Origin of the sequence: Pontimicrobium sp. IMCC45349, assembly GCF_047219225.1 — a bacterium.
GTDB lineage: Bacteria > Bacteroidota > Bacteroidia > Flavobacteriales > Flavobacteriaceae > IMCC45349.
On sequence record NZ_CP178208.1, the window covers coordinates 1,172,978 to 1,199,510 of the forward strand.

19 protein-coding genes are annotated in these 26,533 nt (G+C 30.8%); 12 read left to right on the forward strand and 7 right to left on the reverse strand.

Annotation, left to right across the window (positions count from 1 at the left end; genetic code table 11):
• The first annotated feature begins 277 nt into the window (after positions 1-277).
• The 5 genes from ACLII3_RS05410 (at position 278) to ACLII3_RS05430 (ending at position 9,433) form a co-directional block, all read left to right on the forward strand.
• Positions 278-3,289, forward strand: a complete 3,012-nt coding sequence (locus ACLII3_RS05410) for a TonB-dependent receptor domain-containing protein (RefSeq protein WP_412987109.1) — start codon at positions 278-280, stop codon at positions 3,287-3,289.
• A 12-nt stretch (positions 3,290-3,301) separates the two neighbouring features.
• A complete protein-coding gene (locus ACLII3_RS05415) occupies positions 3,302-4,888 on the forward strand; it encodes a RagB/SusD family nutrient uptake outer membrane protein (protein ID WP_412987110.1) in 1,587 nt (528 codons plus the stop codon).
• Between the two features lie 119 nt (positions 4,889-5,007).
• Positions 5,008-6,924, forward strand: a complete 1,917-nt coding sequence (gene nagB / locus ACLII3_RS05420; RefSeq protein WP_412987893.1) for a glucosamine-6-phosphate deaminase — start codon at positions 5,008-5,010, stop codon at positions 6,922-6,924.
• 15 nt (positions 6,925-6,939) lie between these two features.
• Positions 6,940-7,383, forward strand: a complete 444-nt coding sequence (locus ACLII3_RS05425) for a lipocalin family protein (protein ID WP_412987111.1) — start codon at positions 6,940-6,942, stop codon at positions 7,381-7,383.
• A gap of 4 nt (positions 7,384-7,387) precedes the next feature.
• Positions 7,388-9,433: a beta-N-acetylhexosaminidase gene (locus ACLII3_RS05430; RefSeq protein WP_412987113.1), complete on the forward strand. Its 2,046-nt coding sequence runs from the start codon at positions 7,388-7,390 to the stop codon at positions 9,431-9,433.
• A 2-nt stretch (positions 9,434-9,435) separates the two neighbouring features.
• On the opposite strand, the gene ACLII3_RS05435 is transcribed toward ACLII3_RS05430, so the two are convergent.
• From ACLII3_RS05435 to ACLII3_RS05465, 7 genes are all read right to left on the reverse strand, one after another.
• On the reverse strand, positions 9,436-12,693 hold the full coding sequence (locus tag ACLII3_RS05435) for a VCBS repeat-containing protein (protein ID WP_412987114.1): 3,258 nt from the start codon (positions 12,691-12,693) through the stop codon (positions 9,436-9,438).
• Positions 12,694-12,768: 75 nt separating this feature from the next.
• Positions 12,769-13,209, reverse strand: coding sequence for a LexA family protein (locus ACLII3_RS05440; protein WP_412987116.1), 441 nt, complete (start codon positions 13,207-13,209; stop codon positions 12,769-12,771).
• Entirely contained in the window at positions 13,203-14,462 is a 1,260-nt protein-coding gene (locus ACLII3_RS05445) for a Y-family DNA polymerase (protein WP_412987118.1), read from the reverse strand. The genes ACLII3_RS05440 and ACLII3_RS05445 overlap by 7 nt, the downstream gene beginning before the upstream one ends.
• Before the next feature lie 62 nt (positions 14,463-14,524).
• A complete protein-coding gene (locus ACLII3_RS05450; protein ID WP_412987119.1) occupies positions 14,525-16,306 on the reverse strand; it encodes a M61 family metallopeptidase in 1,782 nt (593 codons plus the stop codon).
• 32 nt (positions 16,307-16,338) lie between these two features.
• Positions 16,339-16,545: a helix-turn-helix domain-containing protein gene (locus ACLII3_RS05455; RefSeq protein ID WP_412987120.1), complete on the reverse strand. Its 207-nt coding sequence runs from the start codon at positions 16,543-16,545 to the stop codon at positions 16,339-16,341.
• Between the two features lie 3 nt (positions 16,546-16,548).
• Entirely contained in the window at positions 16,549-17,019 is a 471-nt protein-coding gene (locus ACLII3_RS05460) for a hypothetical protein (RefSeq protein ID WP_412987121.1), read from the reverse strand.
• Between the two features lie 40 nt (positions 17,020-17,059).
• Positions 17,060-18,307 (reverse strand): hypothetical protein, encoded by a 1,248-nt coding sequence (locus ACLII3_RS05465; RefSeq protein ID WP_412987123.1) that lies wholly within the window; start codon positions 18,305-18,307, stop codon positions 17,060-17,062.
• 130 nt (positions 18,308-18,437) lie between these two features.
• On the opposite strand from ACLII3_RS05465, the gene ACLII3_RS05470 reads away from it, so the two are divergent.
• The 7 genes from ACLII3_RS05470 (at position 18,438) to ACLII3_RS05500 (ending at position 26,521) form a co-directional block, all read left to right on the forward strand.
• Positions 18,438-19,586: an aminotransferase class I/II-fold pyridoxal phosphate-dependent enzyme gene (locus ACLII3_RS05470; protein WP_412987125.1), complete on the forward strand. Its 1,149-nt coding sequence runs from the start codon at positions 18,438-18,440 to the stop codon at positions 19,584-19,586.
• The gene (locus ACLII3_RS05475) at positions 19,579-19,992 is read left to right on the forward strand and encodes a DUF2007 domain-containing protein (RefSeq protein WP_412987126.1); all 414 of its coding nucleotides are present in this window, start codon (positions 19,579-19,581) and stop codon (positions 19,990-19,992) included. Before ACLII3_RS05470 ends, ACLII3_RS05475 begins: the two co-directional genes overlap by 8 nt.
• A complete protein-coding gene (gene bioD, locus ACLII3_RS05480; protein WP_412987128.1) occupies positions 19,989-20,606 on the forward strand; it encodes a dethiobiotin synthase in 618 nt (205 codons plus the stop codon). The genes ACLII3_RS05475 and bioD overlap by 4 nt, the downstream gene beginning before the upstream one ends.
• Positions 20,606-21,727, forward strand: coding sequence for a hypothetical protein (locus ACLII3_RS05485; RefSeq protein ID WP_412987130.1), 1,122 nt, complete (start codon positions 20,606-20,608; stop codon positions 21,725-21,727). The genes bioD and ACLII3_RS05485 overlap by 1 nt, the downstream gene beginning before the upstream one ends.
• Complete coding sequence (bioA, locus tag ACLII3_RS05490) at positions 21,728-22,999, forward strand: adenosylmethionine--8-amino-7-oxononanoate transaminase (RefSeq protein ID WP_412987132.1); 1,272 nt, start codon at positions 21,728-21,730, stop codon at positions 22,997-22,999.
• A gap of 104 nt (positions 23,000-23,103) precedes the next feature.
• On the forward strand, positions 23,104-23,874 hold the full coding sequence (locus tag ACLII3_RS05495; protein ID WP_412987134.1) for a hypothetical protein: 771 nt from the start codon (positions 23,104-23,106) through the stop codon (positions 23,872-23,874).
• Positions 23,875-23,878: 4 nt separating this feature from the next.
• Entirely contained in the window at positions 23,879-26,521 is a 2,643-nt protein-coding gene (locus ACLII3_RS05500) for a hypothetical protein (RefSeq protein WP_412987136.1), read from the forward strand.
• The last annotated feature ends 12 nt before the right edge of the window (positions 26,522-26,533 follow it).

Here is a 26,533-nt window from a genome sequence, read left to right on the forward strand (position 1 = left end):
ATGGTATCTAACTGGTATCGTATTTCTTATTTTTTTATTGAAAAAAAGAATAGCTTATTATTTATTAAATATTGTTAAATCCTTAATTATTCTTAACAATTTTAGTGATATAATAATTAATTAACAATAAAATAATCAATTCTTTATAAAGTCGAAATCACTTAGCTATAAATAGGTGTTGTCTATGTGTTAAATCATGTCGTTTATATATTTTTTTTTATATCAATTTTATATTTAGATAATTTGGAGTCAAATTAAAAGACTAAACAATTCAATTATGAAACACAATTTAAAATTGGTTTTCTTATTTTCTTTTCTATTTTTCTCAGTGCATAATGCATTTGCACAGCAAAAAGAAATTAAGGGAACAGTTACTTCTAAAGCAGATGGAATTCCTTTACCAGGAGTAAATGTGCTAGTAGAAGGAACTACTAACGGAACTCAAACTGACTTCGATGGTAATTACACATTAACTGCTTCAGTTGGTGATGTACTTACATTTTCGTTCATTGGGATGACAACTACACAAGTAACTGTTGGAGACTCTAATGTAATTAATGTACAACTAGAAGAAGATGCAGAACAACTAGGTGAAATTGTTGTAACTGCCTTAGGTATTAAAAAGACTAGAAAATCTTTAACCTATGCTGCTCAAGATATTAATGCAGACGAATTAAATAAAGCAAAACAAACTAATCCAATTAATAGTTTATCTGGTAAAGTATCAGGTGTAAATATTACGCGTAGTGCTTCTGGTGCTGGTGGTTCTGTTAAAGTAACTTTAAGAGGTAACTCTTCTATTGGAAACAACCAACCGCTTTACGTAGTTGATGGTATCCCTTTATCAAACCCAACATCTGGTCAACCAGGTGATACCTTTGGTGACATAAATGGAGGTAATAAAGATGGTGGTGACGCCTTATCTTTAATTAACCCTGATGATATTGAATCATTAACTGTGTTAAAAGGTGCATCTGCTTCGGCATTATATGGTAGTGCTGGTTTAAATGGTGTTATTTTAATTACGACAAAAAGTGGTAAGTCTGGAAAATTCAAAGTTGACTTTTCATCTAACTTAACAGTTGATTCTGCTGCTTATATGATGGATTTCAATGGAGAAGCTCAAAAAAATGTAGATGACTTCTTAGATTCAGGTGTTACAAATATTAACTCTTTAACAGTTTCTGGAGGAACAGATAAAGCGCAAACATATTTCTCTTATAGTAATACAACATCTTCAGGTGTTTTACCAACTAATAAATTAAAGCAACATACATTTAATGTTAGAGAAACTGCTCAATTATTTGATGATAAATTAAAGATAAACGCTAGTGTAATGGCGTCTACTCAAAAAATTAAAAACAGACCTGTTTCTGGACTATATTTCAATCCATTAGTAGGAGTTTATGGTTTTGAATCTGACACAGAAAGTTTGTCTGATTATTCAACTTTTGAAGAATATGATCCAGTTAGAAATATTATGGCACAACGTTGGTTTAGAGCAACATCTGATATAGAACAAAACCCTTATTGGATTTTAAATAGAAATGCATCTGAAGATACAAACCAGAAATTGTTAACATCCTTAAATTTAAACTATCAAGTAAACGATTGGTTGTCATTACAAGCTAGAGGTACTTATGATAGAACTCAACAAGCATTTGAAAGAAAAATTTATGCTACAACTGAAGCTACTTTAGCTCCAGCAAATGGTAGATATATTGTATTTGAAAATGATTTCACACAATATTATGGAGATTTATTAGCAAACATCAACACAAATATTAACGAAAACATTTCATTAACTGCTATAGTAGGAGCTAGTACTACACGTTCAACTACTGAAGCTTTTACTGCTGATTCAGGAACAAATGGAGGTTTACAATATGCCAATGTATTTGCTTATCAAAACTTCAATGCCAATCCTCAAGTTGCTTTTACTCAAAACTCATTTGAGGTAAGAGGAAGCTCACTATTTACTAGCGCAACTTTAGGTTTCAATGACAAGATTTATGTAGATTTAACGGCTAGAAACGATTGGACATCAACTCTTCCTGAGTCTAACAACTCATTCTTTTATCCATCTGTTGGTGTAACAGGTGTCTTAAGTGAATTATTTGATTTAGGAGATAAAGTGTCTTTTGCAAAACTAAGAGCATCTTATGCTGAAGTTGGAAATGGTTTCGCAGCAGATCAAATAGCACCAAATAGAGCAATTAATTTTGGTGGAGGTGTAAGTAATACTGACCCAATAAGACCTTTCCCAGGAACAACACCTGAACCAGAAAGACAACGTTCATTTGAAATTGGTACAGAATGGAAGTTTATGAATAACCGTTTTGGAATTGATTTAGGATACTATCGTACAAGTACAATCAATCAATACTTTGCAGTACCAGTATCTACAACTATTGTACCATCAGGTGTAGCTGGACTTAATGCTGGAGATATATTAAACCGAGGTATTGAAGCAACAATCTTTGCTAAAATTATTGAAAAAGATGATTTTAATTGGACAACTAATATAAACTTTGCAACTAACAAAAATGAAATTCAGTCTATTGCAAAAGAAGGTGTAGATGGTTTAATTCCTACTGACTTCTTTACATTATCTGCAAAAGGGGTTAATACTTTCGGATCTTATTTAGTAAAAGGAGGTTCTTTTGGAGATATTTATGCGCAAGTAGTAAGAAGAGACGAAAACGGCACACCTATTTATGATAGTGGTGCTTTAGTAATGAACGATGACAATACTGTTGACGGTTTAACTAAAGTTGGTAACGCTAACCCAGATTTCACATTAGGATGGAATAACTCTTTCGATTATAAAAACTGGACATTAGATTTCTTGATTGATGGAAAGTTTGGTGGAGAAACTGTAAGTATGACAGAAGCAATTGTAGAAGGATTCAGTAATAATTCTGCAAGAGAAACTGCTAACGGAACTGTAAACGTAGTTGACTTAAATGGTAACCCTTCAACTTTAACAGCTCAAGAATATTATGGTGCTGCTGGTGGTAGAAATGGTTTTACAGGTGAGTATGTATATAGCGCAACTAATGTGAGATTAGCTGAAATGGCTATAGGATATAATTTCAAATTGTCTGACAACTCATTCTTTAAAAGAATAAAAGCGTCCTTAGTAGGTAGTAATTTATTCTTCTTCTATAAAGATGCACCTCATGATCCTAATGTATCTTTAAGTACAGGAAACGCACTTCAAGGTGTAGATGTTTTAGGGCTTCCTTCTAGCAGAAGCATGGGACTTAATATTAACTTAACATTCTAAAAAATTAGCATCATGAAAAATATAAGTAAACTATTAACATACGCAGCTGTAATAGCTCTAGTTAGTACTTCTTGTAGTGATTTAGAAGATTACAACAACAATCCTAGAAACATCTCAGAAGAGCAATTAGAAGTAGATTTTCAGCATGTAGGTTCAAAATATAAACCAATCTTTGAGAGTATTTATCAATATACACCAGCTTGGTCTTATCAATTACAACAAAACTTAAATGCAGATGTGTACTCTGGATATATGACAAACCCTAGACCATTTGTCGCAGGTTCAAATAACACAACCTATGCCTTAGTTAGTGGTTGGAACAATTTTATATGGAGTGTTCCTTATTCTAACGTTATGAATAATGTTAAATCAATCAGTGATTTGACAGCTGATGAATACCCAACATTAAATGCAGTTGCTTTAATATTAAAAGTTGAAGCTATGCATCGTGTATCTGATGTATTTGGTCCTATTGTTTATTCAAACTTTGGTGACTTAGAAAACCCAGGAGTTTATGATTCTCAACAAGTGGCATACAATGCGTTTTTCTCAGATTTAGATACAGCTACTACAAATTTAATGGCTGATTTAGAAAGTACTCGTTTCTCAGAGTTTGATTTATCATATGGAGGTGATTATTCTAAATGGGTACGTTTAGCAAACTCATTAAGATTACGTTTAGCAATAAGAATTTCAAAAGTAGATCCTGCTAAAGCACAAATAGAAGGTGAAAAAGCTTTAAATCATCCTGTAGGTGTCATGGAAACAAATGATGATGGTTTCTTCGTTAATGGAACTTTAGATCATCCATTATCTGTTATTGATAACTCTTGGGGAGATATTAGAATGAATGCTTCTATGGAATCAATATTAGTTGGTTATAGTGATTCAAGAGTAGATAGCTACTTTGATACATCGGCTGATTATGCTGGCGAATTTAAAGGTATTAGAAATGGGTTACCATTATTACCAGGATATGCAGATGAGCTAGCTCAAAAAGCTGATTATATCGGCTTCTCTGCTATGGATGATGCAGTTAAAACTCCAAGAGTACAATTAATGACTACAGCTGAAGTTTACTTCTTAAAAGCTGAAGCTGCTTTAAGAGGATGGTCAGGAGCTGGAGATGCGCAGGCAAATTATGAAATGGGAATTCAAACATCTTTTGATCAACATGGAGCAAGTGGTGCTGCAGCTTATATTGCAGATAACACTTCTACAGCAATGGATTATGTAGACCCTGTAAATCCAGCAAACAATGCTGCAGCTTTAAGCAATGTTACTGTTGCTTGGAATGGAGCAGACGACAATGAAACTAAACTAGAAAAAATAATCACTCAAAAGTGGATTGCTATGTTCCCAGAAGGACAAGAAGCTTGGAGTGAATTTAGACGTACAGGATATCCTAAAATTTTCCCTGTAGTTAGCAACCAAAGTGCTGGTGTTGTTGACACAGATGTTCAAATTAGAAGGATTCCTTTTGTAGATAGTGAATTATCTACAAACGCCGATGGTGTAGCTGGTGCTGTAACTCTTTTAGGAGGACCAGACAATGCTGGAACTAGATTATGGTGGGACACTGGCGGATCAAACTTTTAATAAATTGGTTTTTTTACATAAGTAGATTTTGATTAGTTCACAACAAACGGGTTAGTTAGGTTACTTTCCCGTTTGTTTTACCTAAAAACATTAACACTAAAACATTAAACACAGTGGAAATTGCTGATTACAAAAAAATTGCATACACTAAAGCTGGAAAGTTTGAAGATAATAGGTTTGAAAAAATTCACAATGTAATTTTTGATTCCTCAAAAGAAGCTTCAATTTTAGTTGCTCAAGAAATTGCCGACTTAATTAGAGAAAAAAATAGCCAAAACAAACCCTGTGTTTTAGGGCTTGCTACAGGTTCTTCTCCAATAAAAGTCTATGAAGAGCTTGTTAGAATGCACAAAGAAGAAGGTTTAAGCTTTTCTAATGTAATAACTTTTAACCTTGATGAATATCTACCAATGGACAAAAGTAATATTCAAAGTTACTTTTATTTTATGCATGAACATCTTTTTAATCATGTAGATATTTTACCTGAAAACATTAATATTCCAGATGGTAAAATTAGCAATGAAGATTTATATCAATATTGTATTGATTATGAAATAAAAATTAAAGCTGTTGGTGGTTTAGATTTCCAATTATTAGGAATAGGTAGAACTGGCCACATTGGATTTAATGAACCTGGTTCTCACTTTAATTCTGGAACTCGAAGTATTACTTTAGATCATATTACTAGAGTTGATGCTGCACCTGCGTTTTTAGGTATAGATAATGTCCCTAGAAAAGCTATTACAATGGGAATTGGGACTGTAAGAAGTGCCAAAAGAATTGTATTACTAGCTTGGGGTGGCAACAAAGCTCAAATTATAAAAGAAACTATTGAAGGTGAAATTACATCTAATGTTCCTGCTACTTATTTACAAGAACATAACAATACAACTTTTGTATTAGATCAAGGAGCTTCATCAGAACTTACTAGAGTTAAAACACCTTGGATGGTAACATCTTGTGTTTGGAGTGAAGCTTTAAAACTAAAAGCTGTAGTGTGGTTAAGCGAACTAACTAAAAAACCTATACTAAAACTAACAGATAAAGATTACAATGATAATGGTATGTCTGGGCTGTTAACCGATGAGGGAACTGCTTACGATTTGAACATTAAAATGTTTAATAAACTTCAGCATACTATTACAGGTTGGCCTGGAGGTAAGCCAAATGCCGACGACACAAACCGTCCAGAAAGAGCAAATCCTGCAAAAAAACGTGTTATTATTTTTAGTCCTCATCCAGACGATGATGTTATTTCAATGGGAGGTACTTTTGATAGACTTGTAGAACAAGGACACGAAGTTCATATAGCTTATCAAACATCTGGTAACATTGCTGTTTCTGATGAAGAAGCCTTAAAATTTGCTGAAATTGCAGAGGCTTTAAACTCTAATGCTGAAAAAGCTAAAAGTATTATATCCTTCCTAAAACAAAAAACTGACAATGATATTGATTCTATAGAAACTAGACTTCTTAAGGGAATGATTAGAAGAGGAGAATCTTTAGCTGCTACAAGATATTTAGGATTAGAAGATAGCAATGTTCATTTTTTAGACCTTCCTTTTTACGAAACAGGGACAATCAAAAAAAATAACCTTTCACAAGATGATGTAGACATTATGTGCAAAATAATAGAAGACATAAAACCTCATCAAATTTATGCTGCTGGTGATTTAGCAGATCCACATGGTACTCACAAAGTTTGTTTAGACGCTTTATTTAGTGCTTTAGATAAACTAAAGAGTAAATCATATATGGATGATTGTTGGGTTTGGTTATATCGTGGTGCATGGCACGAATGGGAGTCATATCAAATAGAAATGGCAGTACCAATGAGCCCAGATCAAGTGCTTAAAAAACGTCATGCTATATTTTATCACCAATCGCAAAAAGATGGTGTTATGTTTCAAGGCGATGACTCAAGAGAATTTTGGGTAAGAGTTGAAGACAGAAATAGAATTACAGCTGAAAAATATAATGATTTAGGATTAGCAAATTATGCCGCAATGGAAGCGTTTGTTAGGTACCATTTTTAATCTATTACTAACAAGATGAAATACAAACTTTTGTTATTTATAACCCTTTTATGTTTTTCTAGTTGTTCAAAAGAGCAAAACTCTAAAGAACAATCAGAGACTATATTAGATGGTACTTGGAAAATGGTTTATGCTGAAACAAAAGAAAATGACTCAATACAAGTTAAAGATTTATCTAACACTAGTTTTATTAAAATATTAAACAAAAGTCATTTTGCATTCTTTAATCAAAATGAAACAAATTCAAAAGCTTTTTATGGAGGTGCAGGAACTTACACATTAAAAGGCAATAATTATAACGAAACGTTAAGTTATACTTCAGTTGATGTTATTAGACATCATACATTTCCTTTTACTATTAAAATTAAAGGAGACACTTTAATACAAAGTGGTATGGAAGAAGTAAAATCAGCTGGAATTAAACGAGAAATTATTGAAAAATATATTAGAATAAAATAATATTATGAAGAATACCAAGGCTCTTATTTTAGTTTTATTTATGGCATTAACTACAATTAATGCTCAAGAAATGCAAAACAAATTATCGTTGATGCCTTGGCCTAAGAATGTTTCAGAAAACACTGCTAAGTTTTACATTAATAGCGACGTTACGATCTCGGTTTTTGGTGAAGATCAAGGAAGAGTTCGTAATGCCGCTGTTAATTTTTTAAGACGTCTTACTAATAGAACTGGTATATTTTTAAAAAATGGATTCCCTTCATTTAACGATGATTCTGCAAACATTAAAGTTTATTTTTCTTCAATTGCTAATCTTAGTATTGATGACGATGAATCATATACTCTAGAGGTATTAGAAAACAGCATTATTATTAACGCAAATACTGATGTTGGTGCACTTAGAGGCATACAAACTTTATTACAATTAACTAGTTATGATAACTCTGGTTACTTTTTTAATGGAGTAAGCATAAATGACGCTCCTCGATTTGTTTGGAGAGGTTTAATGATTGATGTTGCAAGACATTTTCAACCAGTTGAAGTTTTAAAGAGAAACCTAGATGCGATGGCTTCGGTAAAAATGAATGTATTTCATTGGCATTTAACCGATGATCAAGGGTTTAGAGTGAAATCTAAATCGTTTCCTAAACTTCACGAAATTGGAGGAGATGGTTTCTACTATACACATAGTCAAATAAAAGAAGTAGTAGAATATGCCTCAAATTTAGGGATACGAGTTATTCCAGAATTTGACGTTCCTGGACATGCTACAGCTATTCTTGCTGCTTATCCTGAATATGGAAGTGTAAAAGACACAACCTATACTGTAGAAAGAAATGCTGGTATATTTAATCCTACATTAGATCCTACTAATGATAAAACTTATGAGTTTTTAGATACATTATTTACTGAAATAGCTCCTTTATTTCCTGATGAGTATTTTCATATTGGAGGTGATGAAAATGAAGGTAAACATTGGGATGCAAATCCAGAAATTCAAAAGTTTAAAAAGAAACATAACTTAAAAACTAATCATGATCTTCAAACTTATTTTAATATAAAGCTTGAAAAAATTCTTAATAGATTAGGTAAAAAATTAATGGGTTGGGATGAAATAATGACTCCTAATATGCCAACAACTGCAGTAATACATTCTTGGAGAGGTGAAAACGAAGGGTTTTCTAAAGGAGGTACATTAATCGATGCAGCTAAAAATGGATATAATACTGTACTGTCAGCAGGTTTTTATATAGATAGAATGTTATCTATTGAACACCATTATAGTGTTGAACCAATTGGAGATGTATCCTTAACAACCGAAGAACGAAAAAGAATTCTTGGAGGTGAAACAACTATGTGGAGTGAACTTGTAACACCTACTACAATCGATTCAAGAATCTGGCCTAGAACAGCAGCTATTGCTGAACGATTTTGGTCACCTAAAGAAATTAACGATATTGAAAATATGAGACTTCGATTAGAAGTGGTTAATTTTAGATTGGAAGAATTAGGCTTAACACATATAAAAAACAGAGATGTTATTTTAAGAAGTATGACAAATAACAATGATATTTCTGCTCTAAAATCTCTTAGTAATGTTTGCGAACCATTAAAAGTATACTCTAGAAATGCTGGAGGTACTGAGTACCAAACCTACTCGCCTTTTACACTATTTGCAGATGCATGTGTTGCTGATGCAAAAGATGCTGTTGCATTTAATTCATTAGTTTCAAATTTCATAAATGATAATAAAGACAAGGAAAATGTATTAAATTACTTAAATCTTTGGGCAAAAAATTATGGTTCCTTTTCTAAAATTGAAAACAATCCAAATGTAAAACCTTTAAAAGATTTATCTAAAAACTTATCTGAAGTGTCAGAAAAATTAGCAAATGTTATATCTAAAGAAACTTTAGATTCTAAAACATTAACTTCAATTCAAGAAAATATCGCTGTATTAAAAGCTCCTTTTATGGATGTAGAATTAGCAATTCTAGATGAGTTAGAATCACTAATTTCTTATTGCAAGTCTAACTATTTAACTAATTAATTTTAGTTGTTGACTTTTAAAAATGTTAGTTCTTTATTAGCATTAAGTATTACCAGGTAGCCTTCCTTGTTTATTGTTATTGATTTTATAGTTTTTACTTCTTCAGAAGACACATAATCAATGTTATTATTAATAGTTAAATCATTATTTAACACATAACCCTTAGAAGCATCATAACGTATTGTTTCAACCTCAGCATCATAGATGCTACCAATACCAACTATATTATTTTTACCGTTAATTTTTATAGGCTGGAATGCTAATGTAGGTCCAAATTGTGCTTTATTAGGTAATTCAATAAACTCAAAGCTGCCATTACCTTGATTATTTAAATAATAAGAATTAAAACTTGTAACCTCTAAATGATATGCCTCATTAATATTATTTTCACCATAAACATCAACAATGGTTGAGTTAGCAAACTCTTTATAAGTTTCAATTTTATCATTTAAAAATGGTGTTTGTTGTGAAGAACACTCTTTTCCTCTTACAGGAAATAAATCACCATTCTCTTCTTTGCTTAAGGCTGTATCATAACTTTTATTATCATCAAAATAGTTAGCATAGATATGAAGAGGCTTCTTTAGCGTTGGATGATATTTATTATTATTACCATAATTCCCAACAAAATAATCTTCATCACCATCATTATCGTAATCTATTGCTGTAATAGTTTGAAACCATCCTTTTATGTTGTTGCTTTCTAATTCCTTTTGTCTAAAAATAGCGCCATCATTATCGAACACTGATATTGACATCCATTCTCCTACTACAATTAAATCGGAATCACCATCGTTATCATAATCTGAAAATAATGCATCGTTAACCAATCCAATATTTTTTAACTCAGGAGCTACATCATTAGTTCCTATCTCTAATTTTCCATTATTGTTGATTAAGAAATATGACTCTGGTGCATTTGGGTATTTTCCAGGAACCACTCTACCACCAACAAAAAGGTCTAAATCGCCATCATTATCAAAATCGTTTACTGCCAATGCTTTAGTAACAATTTTCATTTCAGGTAATTGACCTTTACTAAATTGACCTTTACCATTATTTATATAAAGTCTGTCTTGCAATAAATTACTTTGCTCTTCTTGACTATAGTTACCAGAAGCGATATATAAATCAAGGTCGTTATCGTTATCTACATCAAAAAATATAGCATTATTATCGTTGTACATTTTATCATTTTCAAACACACTCGAATTTAATTTTACAAACTTACCTTGAGTATTTTGAATAAATAATTGCGAAGGATAGCCTATAGTATTCCCTATAAATAAATCATCTAAACCATCATTGTTAACATCGGCAACTTCAAGAGCTGCATCAATTGTAGATTGCTTTTGAGGTAGTAATAATTGTAAGTCGTAATCGTTAAAGTTAACCGACTTATGCTTGTAATTAACCCCTAAATTAATTGCTGAGACCTCAGAAAATAATTGTTTATCTTTAGTTGAAGTTTTATTTTTTGCTGCTGTATTGGCATACTGAAGCTCTAAGTTTGAGTTTATGTTGATGTTTTTAATTGTTTGCGTGCTATTATCATTCCAAACAACCTTAACACTATCAACTTTAGTATTAGCTCCTAATCCAAAATTTAAATTATAACTTACTGAAGATTGGTAACCTCTACTTACATACATTTCTTTAGCTTGACTTAGTTTATCACTATACACCTCTACTCTTGCTCCAATTCCTTTTAGATTTTTTTCATTTCCTTTCAAGCTAACTTTTAAATAATTAGCATTAGAGTTATTTTTATAAATAGATGCCTTATCTGATTGGTTATTTACTACTAAGTCTAAATCGCCATCATTATCAAAATCGGCATAAGCAACTCCATTTGAATTCACCTTTTTATCAAACCCAAACTCATTAGAAACATCTTTGAATGTAAAATCTTTATTATTTACAAACATATAGTTTGATAGCTTTGTAGAAGGCATTAAAGCAATGGCTTCTTCTAAAGTCATTTTTCTACCTTCTTTAATGTTTTGTTTTACGTTATTTCTAAAATCTTGGTTTGAAAGATCGTTTTCAATGCCATTAGTTACAAACACATCATTAAAACCATCATTATTAAAATCGGCAATCAAAGGTGCCCAACTCCAATCGGTTTTAGCAATACCTGAAAACTGTCCTATCTCACTAAAAGTTGTATTTCCTCTATTAAGTTGAAGGACATTGGACATATATTGATGATTATATCCAAAATCTACCATAGCATTAAAATTATCGGTACTCATAGTCGCCATGTTTTCTTTTCCTCGTCTTCTGTCGGCAGCCATCATATCTAAAACTATTAAATCTGGACGTAAATCATTATTAATATCGCCAATATCTGAACCCATACTATTAAAAGACGTATGGTTAAAATATTCTACTCCTTTATCACTAAATGTTCCGTTACCATTATTGATATATAGAAAATCAGGTTCTAAAAAATCGTTAGCTACAAAAACATCTGGTAAACCATCATTATTAAAATCACTAATAGATGCACTTAATCCCCAAGCCTTGTTAACAACTCCTGCTTGTTGAGTTACATTAACAAATACACCATTATCATTTCTAAATAAATGATCAGAATCCTCTTGAGTTACTTGTCTTTGAATTTCGGTACTTATTTTTACATTATTTCTAAAATCGGCTCTATGATTAACAAGATACATATCTAAATCACCATCAATATCATAATCAAAAAAATAGGCCTGTGTTGAATATCCATGTTGATTTAGGCCATATTGTTTAGCTTCTTCTCGAAAAGTATTGTCCTTTTGATTTATAAAGAGTTTGTTTTGCCTTTCTTGTGGATTGTTTAATGATCCCGATTTGCAGACATAAATATCTAACCAGCCATCATTATTAATATCTATCATAGTAACTCCAGTAGACCAACCTGTTTCATCTTGTACTCCTGCCTTTAAGGTTATATCTTCAAATTTAAAATCACCTTTATTTAAATAAAGGTGATTTGATTCTTGATTAGATACAAAATATATATCTTCTAGACCATCATTATTAATATCTCCTACAGCAACTCCGCCACCATTATAAATATATGAGTAGTTTAAGAAGTTAAAATACAATTGTTCTTGTACTGTATTTTTGAATTCTATGTTTGAATACTCTGAAGAAATTGATGTAAAAACTTTAGAACTCTCTTCTTTAAAATTTGGTGTTTTTTGCTCTTCTGCGCAGCTAAAAATTAAGCTTAAGAGAAAAATAATTATTAGTTTATTTAGGTGCATTGGTTTGCTTTTTCAATAACTTTCAATTTATAAATAATTATTGAAAAAATAAGCCTCTATTTGTAAGAAAAACTGCTACACTCTCTTAATAACATTGGTTACAATTCCCCAAATAATAAAATCATTTTCATCGGTAATTTTTATGATAGGATAATCTGGATTTTCTGGTTGCAGCCACATTTCATTTTTACTCACTCTTAAGCGCTTTACTGTAAATTCACCATCTAAAAAACAAACTGCAATTTTACCATCTTCTGGCTCTAAACTTCTATCAATCACCAATAAATCATTATCATTTAATCCAGCATTAATCATAGATTGTCCACTAACCCTTGCAAAAAAAGTAGCCTCTTTATTGGTTACTAATTCTTCATCTAATGATAAACGATGTTCTTTAAAATCTTCAGCTGGCGATGGGAATCCAGCAGAAATACCTGTATCAAAAAATGGTGCTCCAGAATCATTAACCGCTTCTGGTGTATAGAATGTTAGATTTTTAGTTTCTTTTATTAGCATTTTACTTTTATTATATCTTTAATATTTGTGGTGTAACGTGGTGTTAAACGTTCTTGACGCATTTTCCAGGTTTGCTTTAAATCTTGATTTCCTAACTTTAATTTATTATCACCATACTTATAATTGAGCGTATCCATAACACGCATTAAAGGCTTATGTTTAGGGTTTTCCGCATCAAATAAATGTAATTGATGATTTTCCGTAGGTACTAATCCTGTAACAATAACTCCTGCACGTTTATACTTAATTCCATGTTTAAAAATAGTCTCCACTGCATTTACAGCTGCCTTACTAATAGTTAAGGTAGAATCCGTTGGATATTTTAATCGCACTACTTGACTTCCTCTATGTTGATTTATATCTTTTTTATGTCTATCACTACTCAAAGTAACTATAACCATATAACAACTGGACTTTTGTTGTCTCAATTTCTCTGCACAAGTAACAGCAAATGTAGCAACACGCTCTTTTATATAACCAATATCATCATAAGTAAAGTCAAAACTTCGTGTGGTTGCAATAGCTCGTTTAGCCTCTCGCATATCTAATGATAAAGTAGGTATTCCTTCTAAATCTTTTTTAAGTTTCCATTCTGTAATAGAAAACTGTTTGCGTACCCAATCATCTGGTAATTGTACAAAATCATAAGCTGTTTTACAATTTTTAGCAGCAAGTCGTTTTTGTAACCCTCTTCCAATTCCCCAAACATCCTTGAGTTTTATCCATTTAAGTGCTTTAATGCGTTTTTCTTCAGAATCAATAACATAAACACCTTTAGTATCTACAGGAAATTTTCGCGCAATTTTGTTTGCTACTTTAGATAATGCTTTCGTTGGCGCTATGCCAACACATGTTGGGATTCCTGTCCACTTAAGAACACGTTTTCGAATTTGTAAGCCATATTCTTCATGATGTATGTAATCGAAACCTTTAAACTCTAAAAAAGACTCATCAATACTATAAACCTCAACATCTGGAGTAAATTGTTCTAGTATTTTCATTACGCGAGCACTCATATCTCCATACAAAGGATAGTTAGATGAAAACACTTGAATACCATTAGCTTTACAAAACCCTTCCCATTTAAAAATAGGTGCTCCCATTGGTAAGCCTAATGTTTTGGCTTCATCACTTCTAGAAATGACACAACCATCATTATTTGATAAAATTGCAATAGGTTTTTCACGTAAATTTGGATTAAATACGCGCTCGCATGAAGCATAAAAATTATTACAATCGACTAGTGCAAACATGATTTAAAGATACATTATTTGCACACAATATTTAAAGCAATTAACACTTTTAAAATAAATCCTTACTTAGCGTTTAGCCATGCTGCTCTAGCTTGTTTTTGAGCATCAGTAAGTGGTTTATTACTAACTTCGTAAGGTTTAATGTAGTAGTCCTTATTTCTTAATAGCGTTACCGAAGTTTCTTTAGTTTCTCCAAAACGCTCAAAGATTATTTTAATATTATCACCTGGTTTTAGATTGCTTAATATTTTTTCGACTGAAATTAATTCGCTTACAGAAAAAGAGCTTATTTTAAGCATTTTATCTCCTTTATTTAATCCAGCATTATAAGCCGACAAACCAATAATTGGACTAGATGCTATAATTCCTTTTTTAACAACAGCTCCAAATCCAACTTTATCTCTATTAATTCCTAATTCTATACCTACCATATCAAAAAGTACTTTGTATTTTGGCATTTTACTGTTGTATATGTAGTCATTAAAAAAGTTATCCGCAAAACTTTGTCCAGCATACTCAATAAGTGTTTTGTGTAAATCGTCTACACGATAAGGTATTTCTTTTTTACCATATGCTTTCCAAACACGTTTCATATAATCATCAAGATTGAGATTTTGTTCACGTAATGATAAATCCAAAGCTAAACCTAATACTGCACCATAAGAATAATACGACACAAACGTATTATCTCTATTATTTGGGTCAATAGATTTTGCAGCATCTACAAAGGGGGCTTGGTAACTCATTTCTATAGGATTAAAAAACCTTAATCCTGGTGAATTCCATACATAATTAAATCGATTCGTTAAACCTTTAATGTATTCTTGTGGTGTAATAATACCTGCGCGACATAAAATTAAACTATCATAATAGCTTGTAAAACCTTCGGCAAACCAAAGGTCTCCACTCATATTTGCTTTAGAAAAATCAAAAGGCTCTAGAGACAATGGACGAATACGTTCTACATTCCACGCATGAAAAAATTCATGCGATACAGTGCCAATATTTCCTTTCATACCTCCTTGAGCTAATCCTTCAATATCTGTTAAAATAGTTGAGTTTCTATGCTCCATACCATCACCATCTACGTTAGGCATATAACATGCTAAAAAATAATAGTTGTCATGATCAAACTTTGGGAGCTCACCAAAAACAGCCTTTTGTTGTAATACTATGTTTTTTACTTGTTCAAAATACGTATCAAATTCTTCTTTGGTTCCTTTATGGTGTAACACAAAATTTATGGTTTGCCCATCTACATTAAAAGCACGTATATCGTGATTGCTAATCTCTGTTGGACTATCCATAAAATACTGTAAATCTTTAGCTGTATAGGTATTCCCTTCTTTATGTTTTAACTGTGTCGCAATTTTCCAATTTAAATCTTCTCTTGGTATAAAGGTTATTTCAACTGCTTCTTTAACTAAACTAGGTACATAAATAAATGTTGCTGGCATGTTAAGATGCGCATGTGTTTCATCTATTTGCGAATATGTACCATCACCATGATTTGCAAATAATGTATAAGAAATATTAATTGTTCCATCATGCCCTGAAACACTCCATGAATAAGGATCTAAACGCGCTACATTTAAGTTTTGACCTTTGCTATTTGTAACTTTTACATTATAGATGTTTTTTACAAACTCATGTAATGCATAACGTCCTGGAGATGTTCTACTCATTGTAAACTCAACAACATCTGTTTTTAAATTTGTAAACGTAGCTTCTATTTTTGCTTCATGATGTACTGCATTTTTAAACGATACAGTATATGTACTAGATGCTTGTGCAACTATTTGTAAGCTTATAAAAAAAGTAAGTAAGCAGAAAAATCTTTTCATTCTTTAAAATTTAAAGAACGAATATAATATTTTTAATTATCTACATATTCTAAAATATCACTTGGTTGACAATCTAAAGCTTTACAGATTGCTTCTAAAGTAGAAAATCGAATCGCTTTTGCTTTACCAGATTTAAGTATAGATAAGTTAGCTGTTGTAATGCCAATAATCTCAGCCAATTCTTTGCTTTTCATGTTACGCTTAACAAGCATTATATCTAAGTTTACAACTATTGGCATGGGTTAAATGGTTAAATCGTTTTCTTGTTTAAGAATCCCTCCATTTTTAATAAAATCCGAAAAAATCAGTAGCCCTAAACCTACTAAAATCACTAAAAAGGCAAGAATAGAATTATTAATCAATTCGTTAAGTTTAAAATCTTTCATAGCAACGGCAATATAAATAATTCTACAGATAGCAAATACTATAAAAATAGTGCCTGCCATTCTAAACTTAATTTCGCTAGTTGGGTTAAAAAAGCCTTCCTTTATCATATACTTAACACCTTGTTGAATCTTAAAAGATCCTGCTAATATGATTACCAAAAGTGTTGTGAGCAATAAATTATTGTATCGCCCTAGAACACTAATACTAGAAACTCTTGAACCTAAAAGGTCAGGAATTACCAACCCAAAAGTTTGTACACCAATTAAAATCAAGGTTAATATGTTTATCAAAATTAGAAATCGGTATAAAAGTTTAATTTTTTTCATAATAAATCTGTTGTACGTATCATAAGTATGATAGCATAATTTAATAATTATATGTGGATTCGTTTATCCAATGAAATCCTCTGTTAACTAACCTAAAATCACTTTTAGGCTTTCTTTTAAGAAGTATTAAAACTGTGTCCTCTTCTAAGTTTCCTTTAAGATATAGCTCTTTATCTGTTTTAAAATTTACAAAAAATTGCGCCTTCAAGGTATCATTTTCCCTATTAAAAATGAGTTGGTTTTGAACATCATCAAATTGAAAATCATACTTATCTAATGCTTCATTCATCTTCTTTACAGTAGCTTTCTTTTTAGAATCAATAATTAGATATCGCCATTGGTAGCTATCAGTTAACAAAGGGGCCAATGTATCTCTATTTTTCACAAATAATTTCGTCTCCCAAATACCATAAAACTCAGATCTTTCTTTTAATTGCTCTCTTAAATCAAACTTCACAAAACATTGTATGAGAACGATTATGACAATTAAGCCCTTTATAATCCCTTTCCCTCCTACAATTAATTTCTGGAAACTCTTATTCAATTTAGGCTTGAAGTAATCTATTTTTTCTACGTTTTCATTTTTAAAAAACACTAGTTTTACACGATACCAGTCACCCATAAAAAGTAGTAAAGACATCAATAATAAATGGAATGAAAATAGCTTTACAGGAATATCGTAAGTAAGGTTCATTACAAACACATTTGTCATAACCCCAATAATAATAAAGCTTCCAAGAGTGACTGTTTTACGATTAAGCAACAATAGACCTCCCAATACTTCTACGACTCCTATAAAGATATTGTATGCAATAGAATGCCCCATAAAGGTCCAAGCCAATCCCATTGGTGACATCTCTCCTACTGGTTGTAATAGCAATTCTAGACTAGCATCTGGAAACTGTCCTTTAAAAATTTTCGCCAAACCATAAAGTAACATTGCAGCAAAAAGAAAACTTCTTAATATCACTTGAAACCAATAATGCCATTGATCATAGTTCATTTTATCTTTACTTTTTAAACCCCAAATAGAACCTACAATCACACTCAAAACGATATTCAATGCCAAACGAACATAGTCATATGTACGATCACCACTTCCCGTACTTTCTGTATGAAAATCGCCTCCCCAATGAAGTACATCCTCAGCAAACCAACGCAAAGGAACTTCAATAAATGGTACTGTAAATAATAGAATAATGAATAGTGTAAAATACGTACATATAAATTTAAAAAGAACTTTACTTAAGGGGCTCCAACTCTTATTTTGTTTTTGAAAAGTGTTCATTTTTTTGATTGATGTTAAAATTGATGATTGTACAAATGTATAAAAATTATCGAAAAACGATAATTTTTGCAATTAATTTTAGAATTTTAAGTCATCATGCAATCCATTCACATTAGTTATCTTTGCTTCAATGAAAGCATTTCCAGATAAGCTAAAGCACAAATTAGAACAACGACAGCAAGCCAATGCCTTACGACAATTAGGTATACAAAATGGTTTGGTCGATTTCTCATCTAATGACTATTTAGGCTTTGCCAATTCTGAAACCTTATTCAATCAAACACATGCATTTTTAGTTACTGAAGGTCTTATGATTAATGGTGCTACTGGATCTCGATTACTATCTGGAAATCACAGTTTATATCCTATAGTTGAAGACTTACTTTGCGATTTTCATAAATCGTCATCTGCTTTAGTGTTCAATTCCGGTTATGATGCTAATCTGGGATTTTTCTCAGCAATACCACAACGTGGTGATGTGATTTTATATGACGAATATAGTCATGCTTCTATTAGAGATGGTATTGGTATGAGTTTGGCGAAAAGCTATAAGTTTAAGCATAACAATCTTCAGCATCTTAAAGAATTAATCGAGCGCTTTCAAGATGACAATCAAGATATATATATAGTTACAGAATCGGTGTTTTCTATGGATGGAGATACACCAGACTTAAAAACACTAGTGAAAATATGCAATACTCATCAAGCTTACTTAATCATTGATGAAGCCCATGCACTTGGTGTTTTTGGCACTCATGGCTGTGGATTGGTTCAAGAACTTGAATTAGAAGATGCTATATTTGCACGTATCATGACCTTTGGGAAGGGCTTAGGATGCCATGGCGCTGCTATTTTAGGAAGTCACAACCTTACACAATATTTAGTGAATTTTGCTCGAAGTTTTATTTATACCACAGGATTATCACCACATGCTTTAGTAACCATAAAAGTGGGTTACGAAACACTCAACACTACTAATGCATTAGCAACCTTAAAATCAAATATTGAACATTTTCAATCAGAGCTTAAACGTTTAGATTTAGAACCACAATTTATAGCTAGTAATTCCGCTATTCAATCTTGTGTTATTTCAGGAAACAAGCGTGTTAAATCTATAGCTTTACAACTAAACAACAAGGGCTTTGATGTAAAAGCTATTTTATCGCCAACCGTTCCAAAAAAACAAGAACGTCTTCGCTTTTGTTTACACGCTTATAATTCTAAAACAGAAATCACTAATGTTTTAGAGGGACTTCGTACTTTTGTAAGCAATGAATGAAACTTTTAGTACAGTCGCAAAATTTCAATATTCTTCAGAAGCTCAAATTATAAAAGGACGATTAGAATCTGAAGGCATAGAGGTCTTTCTTCAAGACAATTTAACTATAGATACAGACCCTTTAGTAAGCAATGCTATTGGAGGCGTAAAGCTTAAAGTATTAACTAAAGATAAAGAAGCAGCATTACATATAATAGATGAAATTAGCAGATATTCGCTAGACGATAAAGGCGATGCTGTTTTGTGTCCAAACTGTAGTAAAAATAAGATTGTATTATATTCAACTATTAAAGATTTTAAATCTCTTATGGCATTTTTGGTTGGATTTTTATTTGGCACATTACCTTTTCATACGCGCTATAAGTATAGATGCGAAGACTGTAAAACAGAATTTAGTATAAAATGAAACAATTTTTTATAACAGGAATATCAACAGAAGTTGGAAAAACAGTTGCTTCTGCTATAATTACTGAAGCTTTAGAAGCAGATTATTGGAAACCAGTACAAGCAGGAGAATTAGATAATTGTGACACTAAAAAAATAGAGAAATTAATTTCTAACTCTAAAACGCAATTTCATCCCAATGCATTTGCACTGGAAACTCCTATGAGTCCACATGCTGCTGCAGAAATTGATAAAGTTGAAATTACATTAGATAAAATTCAACCTCCGAAAACCAATAATACTCTTGTTATTGAAGGTGCTGGAGGGTTGTTAGTCCCATTAAATGACTCAAACACTATATTAGATATCATTAAACCCGAATATCAAGTTATTGTAGTTTCCAGACATTATTTAGGAAGTATTAATCATACGCTTTTAACAGTAAATCTTTTAAAAGAAAAAGGCTTTAAAGTAGCTATTGTTTTTAGTGGTGAAGAACATCCTACAACTGAAAGCATTATCTCAAAAATGACAAATGTTCCAATTATTGGACGTATAGATGAAGAGCCTTACTTTAATGAAAATGTTATTAAAGAATATGCTCAAAAATTTAAAGATACTTTAGAAACTCTATAATGAAATCCATTACTGTAAAACAACTCTGGTTCTATCCTATTCTTTTTGGTTTTTTAGGAACAGTTATTGGGCTTGTTTTACGCTATGCTTTTACTGGTGTTTTTACTGATTTTCCTTTAAAAAATGTATTGCATTCACATTCGCATGTAATGCTATTAGGCTTCCTTTTTAATGCATTAATTTTATTCATTTGGAAATACTTTACTAATGGTATTGACAAAACATCATACTATTATTACCTAGCTTTACAGGTTTCTGTTGTAGGCATGATGATTAGCTTTATCATTCAAGGTTACGCGCTTTTTTCAATTTCATTTTCAACATTACACCTTTGGTTAAGTTATGTATTTCTTATTCGTTTATGGAAGCGATTAAAAGGTAAAAAGCAATTTGTACAACTTGTTAAAATTGGTATTGTTTTTCATTTTGTTTCATCTATTGGTCCTTACTGTTTAGGACCATTAATGGTTATGAATTTAAATGATTCGCCTTGGTATCAACAAGCTATTTTTTTCTATTTACATTTTCAATATTTTGGCTCCCTATTTATTTGGTCTTTGGCAGTATTATTACAACACTCAACAGTGTTTTTTAAACAAAAAGACTTATTAATAATTACCCTAAGCTTAATAGGACTTTACGCACATTCTTTAGATTATAGTTTTGATCATTGGAGTATTCAATTAATAGGTGTTATTAGTGCTATTACTTTTTTTATATATGTACTTACACTGTGGAAGTCTTTTAAATACACTAAACCTACTTATCATATTCTCTATTATGTTTTATTGTGTGTGTCGTTTTGTAATATCATTGGCAGCCTTCCTTCTATTGCTGCTTTGGTAGAAACAAATCGTTTTTTACTAATAGCTTGGTTACACTTCCTATTTTTAGGGCTTTTTGTTCCTTTTATATGGATAGAGTTAAAACATAAAATACATTCTGGTATTTGGATATTATATATTGTTTCTTTTCTACTTTCTGAATTAGCTTTAGTATTTCCAGAAAGTGTTTATAGTATTACCAATACTTCTATTATGACAATACTCTTTATTACCTACTTTGGTGTGTTTTTAAGTGTGAGTGTTGTACATTTGACCTATCTTTTTAAGAGTAAATAAATGTCATTACAAGAACGCGATAAAAAACACCTGTGGCATCCATTGACGCAGCATAAATTACATCCTAATCATTTAGCCATTACAAAAGCTAAAGGTGCTTTATTATATGATGATAATGGTAAATCTTACATTGATGGTATTGCATCATGGTACACATGTATGTATGGTCATAGTAACGATTATATAACTAATCGCGTAGCACAACAAATGCAAGAGCTAGACCATGTAGTTTTTGCTGGATTTACACATGAACCTGCTATAAAACTTTCTGAAGCGCTTATAGACATTTTACCTAAAAACCAGCAAAAGATTTTCTTTTCAGATAACGGTTCAACTTCGGTAGATGTAGCTATAAAAATGGCATTACAATATCATTTTAATAAAGGTGAAAAACGCAGTAAAATAATTGCTTTAGAAGGTGGATTTCATGGCGATACTTTTGGAGCTATGAGTGTTTCTGGATTGTCGGTTTACAATGGTCCTTTTGAAGACTTTTTTATTGATGTTGAAAGAATTCCAGTACCTACTACCTCAAACTTTGAAACAGTAAAAGCTCAGTTTATTAAGCTACTTGAAACCGAAAATGTTGCAGGATTTATTTATGAGCCTTTAGTACAAGGTGCTGCTGCTATGCAAATGTATGATGCTGCTTTATTAGATGAACTTTTAAGTATTACTAAAAAACATGGAACACTTGCTATTGCAGATGAAGTCATGACTGGTTTTGGGAAAACTGGTAAAAACTTTGCTTCCGAATATTTAACCAATCAACCAGATATTATTTGTTTAGCAAAGTCATTAACTGGTGGTTTAGTACCAATGGCTATTACAAGTTGCACTCAAGAAGTATATGATGCTTTTTTGAGTAACGATTTAGCTAAAGGCTTTTTTCATGGTCATACTTATTCTGCAAACCCAATTGCATGTACTGCCGCATTAGCTGGAATTGAATTACTAAAATCTGAAAATATTCAAGATAATATTAAGCGCATCACAAAATCGCATCAAGATTTTGGGCTTAAAATAAAACAACATCCTAAAGTTAAAAGCACACGACAATTAGGTGTTATTTTTGCTTTAGATTTAAATATTAAAATGGAGCGTTATGGCGATTTAAGATATCGCCTTTTCAATTACTTTATGGAAAACGGTGTGTGTTTAAGACCACTTGGAAATACTATTTACATATTAGCACCTTATGTAACTACTAAGGAACAAATGAATAAAGTTTATACTACTATTGAGAGTGCTTTAAATAATATAAGCTCCTAAATATCAATTATTTTAGTATATTTACATTAATCCCTCTAAGAGTTTAATTAATAGAAATAAGTAGAAAAGCTCTACTTACTAACTATTAATTTAACCGACTTATTATGTTTCTACGCAAGACGTATATGTTATATATGTTACTTGTAGGTATTGTTTTTAATTTCTTTTCTTGTCAAAAAGATAATTATATAAATCCTGAAGTTACTCCAAAAAAATACTCTTATAACATTACTAACAAAGCTCAATTTTTATTTACTCAAAATTCTGAAAATAGCGAAACGATTATTCCATATAATAACAAGCTATCAATAAAAAACATTGGCAACTCTAATTTAGAGGCTAATTATATTATATTAACTTTTGAAGATACTACAAAGGCATATCATAATATTACTTTTATTCATACAGATGCTTTTAATTTAGATACTGAACAAAATTCTGATGAAATTATATTAGAAAACACCAATCATTCTTTTAGCGATGAAAATACTATAATTTCGTTATTAAACACAAACACATCAAACCACGAATTTGCTGGCTTTTATAATGGTGAAATAAATGTTTTAACTTCTGATGAGGAACCAATCTTTATTCAAAGTTTTAATTGCACTGGCTTTTTTGATTTTGAAGGTGTATTCCACTTTTTCACTCATAATGAAAACGAAGATAACATTGTATATCTTAATGGTAATATAAACTCCAATAACCTTATTACAGGTGAAGTTTTAAATAGTAGTAATGAGCTGTTTTCAGAACTATCAAACATTACTGATTCACCTTGGAATATGAATAATAATAATTTAACTGGAAGTGTAATGTTTAGCCAAAACAATGAAACACGTATTCTAGAATTTAATCTTACTCTTCAAAACTAACGCCATGAAACTAAAACTTACATTTATATTATTATTTGTGTCATTAGGTATCTATGCACAAAAGCAAATACAACCTTACTCTTATACACTTAGAGATTCTAAGAATGAGAACCCACAAACCATATTTATTTATGCAAATGCTGAAGCGGTAAATAAAGTAACATTTACATTAAAAAACACAAAAAATGAAGCTTATAAAGATAAAGATGGTAACGATATTACTTTTGAGGTTTTTCCTTTTGGTGAAGTAACTTTTAGAGTGAAATTTATAGAAGCCATTAATAACATAGAAATAACACTTATTGATAGTGAAGAAGAAAAGCAAGTAGTTGAAGGGTTTCAAACTTTTACTAACGATTTCTCAAATAAATCTGATTCAAATAAAGCAGAAAGTATTAAGGAAAAAAACCAAAAAAGAGGAAATGCTATTAACAACTTTAGAAATGTCTATCAATTCTTTAATGCTTTAATCATCACCGCATTTCAATATGATACAGAACCAGTTGCTGGCATTCTAAAATATAATGATGAAGTTACCGTGATAAAGAAAAGTATTGAAGGAATAGATACTGAAGATTATTTTAAACGTCAAGCAAAATTATTACAAAAAATTATTATTAATAATGCTAATAGTGATAATATTATTTTAAAACAAGAAAATGGAAAATATAAGAATATTGATTTAGACTGTTTTATATCCTTTTTAAATAATAAAAAAGATGAAATATATAAATTTAATTGCGATAATGATACCATTTCAGATTTTGAGAAAAATTCTTACATAGATGATTTTTTTGATTTTCATCAAAATTCTAAAAAAAGAAAAGGACATAATGCACAAGTTATTTTAAAAAATTACCTAAAAAAAAGGTTAAAAGAACTCTATAATGAATACGAATTATCTAAATTTTTAAACTTAAAAGAAAAAGATTCTAGTATCACATTTGTTGAAGAATATTTGAATCTAAAAAGACTCAAAACGAGTTGTGAAAAAGAAAAAGAAGACACTAAAAATCTTGAAGATGTATTAAAAAACGAGATTATTTCATTAACATCTCAGTTGGAGAATGAAAATAAAAATGTAAAAGAAGTAATAAAAGTAATAGATTTTTATTGGGAAGGGGATGAAGATTTAACAAACCTAAATTTAATAGATGAGGAAGAGGAAAAAGAGTTTAAAAAGAATTTATTATCCAAAAGAGACTCTTTAAAACAAGTAATTGACACTATTAAAAAAAATATCACTCTTTCTAAAAAAAATGTCACTAAAATTAATGATTCAATTATTCCTTCTATAAATAAAAATTTAATAAAAAAACAAAACGAAATTAACTTCTTAATTGCAAAATATAGAGATAATTTAGTGCGTTTACCTCTTTGGAATTTAAAAATTGAGAATATAGAAATTGACTTAAATGATGGTTTTATTGAACATATTGTTGTTGTTGGAAAAATACATAAACCTTACATTGATAAAGTATCTATTGTAAACTCTATTGATTATAAAACAAGAGGAGAATATGCTGATTTAAATGTTCAAAAAATATTAGAAGATTTTTATAGCGAACCATTTGTAAAAGAGATTTATAAAAATTTGATTAATGTGGATTTAAAGTTTGAAAATGAATTCCCAATTGGTTTTAGCTCTAAAACCGATTTTGCAGATTTAGACAATTATAATTTATATGCCTTTGAAGGCTCTGAAAAAGCATTTTCATTAGCATTAACAGATGTAATTGATCTCTACATACAACGTCACCAAAATGACCGCTTAAATTTTAGCCCTAAAGACCAAGTTATTCGCTTGCCACTAGACGATTTAGATGAAAACAAAGAAGTAGAACTTAAAAAAGAAACTTCTTCTAAAATACTTAATGCTAATATCTTTACAGATTTTAACGGTTTTAAAGAAAGTGAACCAAATGGTCTTGTGCAAGTTGAAATAGAAAAACAAATACCTATTTGGACCAAACGTATGGATTTAGGTTTAGGACGCAGCTCTAATTTTGGGTTGTTTAATTATGCTAATTTTAACCTTACTTGGGCAAAAGTAAATGAAGAAGATAGAGAAGCGCAGGTTAAATATGCTGAGGAGTTTATAAACAATGAGCCTCAAATAGATAAATATATTACATATCTAGATATTATTCGTCATGAAAATATTTCTACAGGTGTAGACCTTAATCTAGCTTCTTTTGATTTTCCATTATTAAAAACAAGGCTTGAGCTAAATGTTGGCGGACACTATGGTCGATTAAAAATTGTAGATAAAGTTACTAATGAAGATAACAACTCTACTACCGAGATTTTAAAAGAAAACGTAAATATCATTCGTTTATATCCAGATGCGATTCTAAGAATTAGACCTGATGAACGCTTTGGTGGTTATTTAAGATATCGTCCATTTAAGCTTATTGTACCTAATAACGAAGAATTCTATGCGGTAAGTTCTGCTAAAGATTTTGAAGAAAATAGAGAGCTCACCAAAGATTGGCTACAAAGATATGAATTAGGTGCATTTTTCACTCCTTCAGTTTCTAGCGACAACAAGTTCTTTTTTAGATATCGCTACACAAATACTTCTTCCTGGGAAACCAATGGCTATAGTGAAGTTCAAGTTGGCTACTTAATGTATCTAAAGCTTTAATTAAAAAACTAA